The 4777-nt window shown below is 73.5% G+C and carries 2 protein-coding genes; both read left to right on the top strand.

All coding sequences use genetic code 11. The features are described 5' to 3' along the window. On the top strand, positions 1 to 1237 hold a 1237-nt coding region (locus VGD85_RS13595; protein ID WP_331063976.1), incomplete at its 5' end, for a DNA polymerase Y family protein. A 27-nt stretch (positions 1238 to 1264) separates the two neighbouring features. After that, positions 1265 to 4684 (top strand): error-prone DNA polymerase, encoded by a 3420-nt coding sequence (locus VGD85_RS13590; RefSeq protein WP_331063975.1) that lies wholly within the window; start codon positions 1265 to 1267, stop codon positions 4682 to 4684. The last annotated feature ends 93 nt before the right edge of the window (positions 4685 to 4777 follow it).

Raw genomic sequence — 4777 nt, 5'->3', positions numbered from 1 at the left:
GCGCGCGCCGGGCCGGTTCTACGGCGGGGAGCCGGCCGCCGCGGCGCTGCTCGCCGAGCGGTTGGTCGGGCTCGGGGTGTGGGACTGCCGGGTCGGGGTCGCCGACGAGCTGTTCACCGCCGAGCAGGCGGCCCGGCGGGCCGACCCGCAGGACTGCCACGTGGTCGAGCCGGGCACGTCGGTGCCGTTCCTGCGCGGGCTGCCGGTCGCGGTGCTCGAGGACCTCCCCGGCGGACCCGACGCGGTGAGCCTGCTCAAGCGGCTCGGGTTGCGCACGCTCGCCGACCTGGCCGACCTGCGGGCGAGCGACGTACGCGACCGGTTCGGGTCGCAGGTGGCGTGGGTACGCCGGGTGGTGTGCGGCGAGGGCACCGCGCTGCTCGCCACCCGCACCCCGCCGCCCGAGCTGGCCTGCCGCGTCGACTTCGAGCCGCCGCTCGACTCCGCCGAGACGATCAGCTTCAGCGTCCGGCAGACCGCGGACCGGTTCGTCGCCGGGCTCGCCCGGCAGCGCCTGGTGTGCACCGAAGTGCGCGTCGCTGCCCGGTGCGAGGGCGAGGCCGAGCCGGCCAGCTCCCGGATCTGGCTGCACCCGCGGTGGTTCACCGCCGCCGACCTCGTCGACCGGCTGCACTGGCAGCTCCAGGGCGGGTTCAGGGCGGGGGAGGTGCGGGCGCCGGTCGACCGGGTGGTCTTCGAGCCGGTGACCGTGGTCCCGGACGCGGTGCACGCCGACGGGCTCTGGGGCGGCACCGACGAGCGCGTCGAGCGCGGCATCGCCCGGGTGCAGGGGATGCTCGGTCACGAGGCCGTCGTCCGCCCCGTGCTCCAGGGCGGCCGCAGTCCCGCCGCCCGGCAGGCGTTCGTGGCCTGGGGGGAACGACCCACCGGGCTGCGGCCGACCGGTCCTCCGTGGCCGGGCAGCATCCCGCCGCCCGCTCCCGCTCGGGTCCTGACGTCACCGTGGGCGGCCGAGGTCACCGGCGCCGGCGGCCATCCGGTGGCGATCGACGACCGGGGTGCGGTCACCTGTGCCCCGGAGCGGTTCCGAGCCGAACCCGGCTCCGGGTGGCAGCCGGTCGCCGCCTGGGCCGGGCCGTGGCCGATCGAGGAGCTCTGGTGGGAGGCCTCGGGGCCCCGCAAGGTGGCCCGCTTCCAGGTCGTCGGCGTCGACGGTCGCGCCTGGCTGCTGACGTTCGATGAGGGCGTGTGGTGGACCGAGGCTGCCTATGACTGAGCAGAGCCGACTGAGGTGATGACGTAGATGGGCTGGAACAACCCCCCGATCTCCTGGGGCGAGCTGGAGAAGCGGCTCTCCGGGCGGGTCAACACGCCCCAGGACCCCGAGGCGCCGATCTCGACCCGCAAGCGCAAGCGCACGCGCGTCGACGTGGAGCGACCGGCCGGGCCGGTGACGCCGTACGCCGAGCTGCACTGCCACTCCAACTTCAGCTTCCTCGACGGCGCCAGCGGCCCCGACCACCTCGTGCTCGAGGCGATCCGGCTGGGGCTGCACGGGCTCGCGATCACCGACCACGACGGGTTCTACGGTGCGCCCCTGTTCGCCGAGACCGCGCAGCTGCATGCTTCAGCGGGCCTGCAGACGATCTACGGCGCCGAGCTCTCCTTGGGCCTGACCAAGCCGCAGAACGGCGTCGCCGACCCTGAAGGCAGCCACCTGCTGGTGCTGGCCCGCGGGGTGGAGGGCTACCACCGGCTGGCCGCCGCGATCACCGACGCCCAGCTGCGCGGCGACGAGAAGGGCCGGCCGGTCTACGACCTGGCCGAGCTCGCCGAGCGGGGGCGCGGCCACTGGCTGGTGCTCACCGGCTGCCGGAAGGGGACCGTGCGGCAGGCGCTCCTGGCCGGTGGGCCGTCGTACGCCGCCACCGAGCTCGACCGGTTGACCGCGCTGTTCGGGCACGAGCACGTCGTGGTCGAGCTGACCGACCACGGCTACCCCACCGACTCGACCCACAACGACCTGCTCGCGCTGCTGGCGAGCGACCACGGGCTGCCGGTGGTCGCGACCAACAACGTCCATCACGCCCGGCCCGAGCAGCACCGCATCGCCGACGCGATGGCTGCGGTGCGCGCGCGGCGCAGCCTCGCCGAGATGGACGGCTGGCTGCCGGCGTCCGGCATGGCCTGCCTGCGGTCGGGGGAGGAGATGGCGCGCCGGTTCGCACGCCACCCCGGCGCCGTCGCGCGCAGTGTCGCGATCGCCGACGAGATCGCCTTCGACCTGCAGAAGGCCACCCCGCGGCTGCCCAAGGACGGCATCCCCGCCGGCCACACCCCGTCGAGCTGGCTGCGGGAGCTGACCGAGGAGGGGTTCGCGCTGCGCTACGCGGGCGGCCCGCTCGAGGAGCAGGCCCGGCGTACCGTCGAGCACGAGCTGCGGATCATCGAGGAGAAGGACTTCGCCGGCTACTTCGTGATCGTCCACGACATCGTGGCGTTCGCCCGATCCCAGGGGATCCTCTGCCAGGGCCGGGGATCCGCGGCGAGCTCGGCGGTCTGCTACGCGCTCGGCATCACCGCGATCGACCCGGTCTTCTACCGGCTGCCGTTCGAGCGGTTCATCTCCCAGCATCGCGACGAGGAGCCCGACATCGACGTCGACTTCGACTCCGACCGGCGCGAGGAGGTGATCCAGTGGGTCTACGACCGCTACGGGCGCCACAACGCCGCCCAGGTCGCCAACGTCGTCGGCTACCGACCCAAGATGGCGGTCCGCGACGCCGCCAAGGCACTGGGCCACTCGCCGGGCCAGCAGGACGCCTGGTCCAAGCAGGTCACCTCGTGGACGACCGTGGCCTCGCGCGACGGCGGCGAGCACGACGTACCCGCCCCGGTCGTGGCACTCGCCAACGGCCTCCTCGGTGCGCCGCGCCACCTCGGCATCCACTCCGGAGGAATGGTGCTCACCGAGCGGCCGATCGGCGAGGTCGTACCGATCGAGCGGGCGCGGATGGACAAGCGGACGGTCCTGCAGTGGGACAAGGACGGCTGCGAGTTCATGGGTTTGGTGAAGTTCGACCTGCTGGGGCTCGGGATGCTCAGCGCGCTCGACCATATGATGCGCATCGTCGAGCAGCACCTCGGCGAGCAGTGGACGCTGGCCACGATCCCCAAGGAGGAGCCGGCGGTCTACGACATGCTCTGCCGCGCCGACTCGGTCGGGGTGTTCCAGGTCGAGAGCCGCGCCCAGATCGGCACGCTGCCGCGGCTGCGGCCCCGCGAGTTCTACGACCTCGCGATCGAGATCGCGCTGATCCGGCCCGGCCCGATCCAGGGCGGCGCGGTGCACCCCTACATCCGGCGGGCCACCGGCCGCGAGGAGGTCGAGTACGCCCATCCCTCGCTGGTGCCGGTGCTCGAGCGCACCAAGGGAGTGCCGCTGTTCCAGGAGCAGCTGATGGACATGGCGCGGGTGCTCGGCGACTGCACCCGCGACGAGGCCGACCTGCTGCGCCGGGCGATGGGCTCCAAACGCGGCATCGAACGCATCGAGAGCATCAAGGACAAGCTCTACGCCGGGATGGCCGCCAAGGGACTGGTCGGCGAGGAGGCCGACGCGATCTACCTCAAGATCCTGTCGTTCGCGAACTTCGGCTTCGCCGAGAGCCACGCGCTGTCGTTCGCCAAGCTCGTCTACGCCAGCTCGTGGTGCAAGCTGCACTACCCCGGGGCGTTCCTCGCCGCGCTGCTGCGGGCCCAGCCGATGGGGTTCTACTCGCCGCAGTCGCTGGTCCACGACGCCCGCCGACACAGCGTGGAGGTGCTGCGGCCCGACCTGGTGCGTTCGGCGGCGACCGCCGACCTCGAGCCGCTCGCCGATCAACGTGGCCCGGGCGGGCTGGAGGAGTGCCTGGCCGACCACCCCGCACGGGTCGAGTGGGTGGACGGCACCCCGGACCCGACCCCGGCGCACCGGCGCGACGCGGCGTACGCCGTACGTCTCGGTCTCGACTCGGTGCGCGGCATCGGCGCCGTGGTCGCCGAACGGATCGTCGCGGCGCGCGCCGAGCGGCCCTTCGCCGACCAGGTGGACCTCTCGCGCCGCGCCGGCCTCGACGCCCGGCAGCTCGAGGCACTGGCGACCGCGGGGGTCTTCGACGAGGCGTTCCCCTCCGGTCCGCTCTCACGACGCCAGGCGCTGTGGAACGCGGGGTGGACCGAGAGCGAGGAGCACCTCGAGGGGGTCCGCGTCGCGGGGCCGGCGCCGATGCTGCCGGAGATGGACGACGTGGAAGTCACGATGGCCGACCTGTGGGCCACCGGCATCACCCCCGGGCAGCATCCGTTCGGCCACCTGCGCGACCGGCTGCGGGCCGGAGGCATCAAGGCGGTGGCCGACTGCGCCACCGCCGAACCGGGGCGACGGATCCACGTGGCCGGCCTGGTCACCCACCGGCAGCGCCCCGGCACCGCCGGCGGCGTCACGTTCCTCAACCTCGAGGACGAGACCGGGATGCTCAACGTGATCTGCACGGTGGGGGTGTGGCGGCGCTACCGCGGAGTCGCCAGCAGCGCGGCCGGCATGGTCATCCGCGGCATCCTCGAACGGCAAGACGGCGTCACCAACCTGGTCGCCGACCGGCTCGCCCCGATCGAGGCCGTCCACCCCGAGGCCGGCCGGGCCCTGCGCGCCTGCCACCGCTCCCGCGACTTCCACTAGGCCGAGTCGGCGCCAGTTTCCCCCCATTCCGCGCCGAGTCGGCGCCAGTTTCTCCGAGGACCGGAAACTGGCGCCGACTCGGCAGGGGTGGAC

Source organism: Nocardioides sp. (assembly GCF_036401255.1).
Classification (GTDB): Bacteria; Actinomycetota; Actinomycetes; order Propionibacteriales; family Nocardioidaceae; genus Nocardioides.
Note: the sequence above shows the minus strand (reverse complement) of the source record. Positions and strands in the feature narration are given on the sequence as shown.